General features: G+C 63.9%; 2 protein-coding genes. Both read left to right on the top strand.

What is annotated here, in order from left to right; translation table 11 throughout:
• Positions 1 to 1063 (top strand): mandelate racemase/muconate lactonizing enzyme family protein (locus tag AC1DVA_RS27605; protein ID WP_476808014.1); only part of this gene is annotated, 1063 nt, incomplete at its 5' end.
• Between the two features lie 305 nt (positions 1064 to 1368).
• A complete protein-coding gene (locus AC1DVA_RS27600) occupies positions 1369 to 2409 on the top strand; it encodes a lactonase family protein (protein ID WP_476808013.1) in 1041 nt (346 codons plus the stop codon).
• Positions 2410 to 2443 lie beyond the last annotated feature (34 nt).

Genomic DNA, 2443 nt, shown 5'->3' with positions numbered 1-2443 from the left:
GCTCGACTATCTCTTCGAGTTCATTCGCGGACAAGACCCGCGGCGCATCGAGCACCTGATCCTCTATCTGCTCCAGCAGAGTCGCTTCCCGCCCGGAGCGCTCGGGCTGGCGGCGATCTCGGCGATCGATCATTGCCTCTGGGACATCTCGGCCAAGGCCCTGGGCGTACCCGTCTACATGCTGCTCGGCGGCCATGTCCGCGACCGCGTGCGTGTCTATGCCGGCGTCTATACCGCGCCGGACGCGGCCATCGCGCGCGACCAGTTCGATGCGCTGAACGCGCAATGGGGGCTGACGGCGTTCAAGCTCAGCCCCTACCGGATCGACATGCATGCGCATCGCTGGGGCGAGGTCGTGCGCACCAGCGCCGACTATTTCCGCAGCCTGCGCGAGACGGTGCAATCGGACTACGACATCGCCTTCGACGCTCATGCCAAGATCTTCGAGCCCCAGCAGGCCATGCAGCTCGGCAACGCATTGGCGCCTTATGACCCGCTCTTCTTCGAGGAGCCGATCCGGCCCGAGAACATCGAAGCCTGGGGCGAGCTGAATCGCGGTCTCAACTGCACGCTCGCGACGGGCGAGTCGCTCTACAGCCGGTTCGAGTTCCTGCGGCTGCTCTCGGTCAAGGGCTGCGACATCATCCAGCCCGATATCTGCGTCGTCGGCGGCCTGCTCGAAATGCGCAAGATCGCCGCCATCGCCGAGGCGCATTATGTGACCGTCGCGCCCCACAACCCGATGGGCCCTCTTGCCACCGCCGTGAACCTGCATTTCTCGGCGGCGCAGCCCAATTTCCGAATTCTCGAGTACAGGCTCCCGCATGGCCCCAACTACGCCTTCGGCGACGGCAGCGGCGACGCCAATGCTCAACCAGACCGTTCGCAGGGCGCCTGGTACGTCAAGGACCCCTATCTGCCGAAGGATGGCCATCTCGAATTGCGTCCCGATCGCCCAGGCTGGGGCGTCGAGATGGACATGGATGTGCTCGCCAAGGAGGACTACGTCCACTGGGAGCGCAAGGTCCCACGCCGCCCCGATGGCTCGACGGCTTATGCCTGATGGGGATGGCGTCTTCCGACAGCTTGCTCGGCGAATACGCCGTCCCCCGCCGGCATCTATTCGGGCTCGGCGATGTCCATGCCTATACAAGTATGGTCGATGCCGAGCACCGCGCCAGTCGCGGTCGCGGCGCAGGCGCTGGCTGGTTCTGCAACGCCTCGCAGGCCGATGCCCCCTGCCCTACGTTGATCAAGGTCGGATCTGCCTCGGGCCGGGATGCCCGGAGGATCAGAGCAGCCCCCGTAATCATCAAACATGTAGATGTTCCGGTGGGTCGAGACTATGGGAAGATTTAGGAGCCGTACATGTCGCATCATCATTCCAGAAGACAGGCCGATCTCGCCGTTTATATTGGCAATGGATTGGGCGGTGATATCAGTGTGCTCCGGCTCTCTGGCAAAAGCGGTACGCTGAGCCCTATCCAGCGCATGCCCTTCCCAGGCGTGACCCAACCCGGTCGCTCGCTGCCACTGGCACTGTCGCCGGGACGAGAGTTCCTCTACGCAGCCATGCGGGGGGCGCCCCGCGGCGTCGCAACCTTCCGAATCGACCAGGCCACAGGCGCCCTGTGCGAACTGGGCTTTGCGGCGATGACGGAGAGCGTCGCCTATATTCGCACCGATCTCAGCGGACGCTTCCTGTTCGGCGCCTCCTATGACGGAAATGTCGTCACGGTGAGTCCGATCGCGACCGACGGCGTCGCGCAGCAGGTCGCGCAGCGTGTTCCAACTGCGCCGAACGCCCATGGTATTATGGGCGACTCCGACCGGCATGTTTTGGCGACAAGTCTGGGCGGCGATGTGCTCTACAGCTTCGATTTCGACCAGGCGGCCGGGACGCTGACGCGACCGCGAACGACCGTCCTACCGAAAGGCACAGGGCCGCGCCATTTCATCTTCGATCCTGCCGGCAAGAGGTTGTACCTGCTTGGCGAGCTCGACGCTTCAGTCACGGTCTTCGATTACGATCCGAAACACGGCACGCTTCACACCAAGCAGGTCGTCACCATGTTGCCAGCCGGCTTCGACGGAAAGCCTTGGGGCGCCGATATCCAGATTACGCCGGACGGCCGCTTTCTCTACGCCTCGGAGCGGAACAGCTCGACATTGGCGAGCTTCGCGGTCGAGCCAGATGGCAAATTGCGACCGCTGCAGCACATCCCGACCGAGACCCAGCCGCGCGGCTTCGGCATCGACCCGACCGGGCGCTACCTGGTGGTATTGGGGCAGTCGACAGACCACGCTACGGTTTATGCCATCGATGGCGGGAGCGGCGGGCTCGGTGTGAACGACCGGGCCGAGGTGGGGAAAAGCCCGGATTGGGTGGAGATGGTCGAGCTGGCCTGAGGTCAGCCAGTAGAAGCGGGGGTCCTCGATCACT

The organism is Allobosea sp. P4_C6 (assembly GCF_056402015.1).
Note: the sequence above shows the minus strand (reverse complement) of the source record. Positions and strands in the feature narration are given on the sequence as shown.

Excerpts from the sequence above, each read along its gene's own strand:
- AC1DVA_RS27600 (WP_476808013.1), top strand. The coding sequence starts at position 1,369 with ATGTCGCATCATCATTCCAGAAGACAGGCCGATCTCGCCGTTTATATT.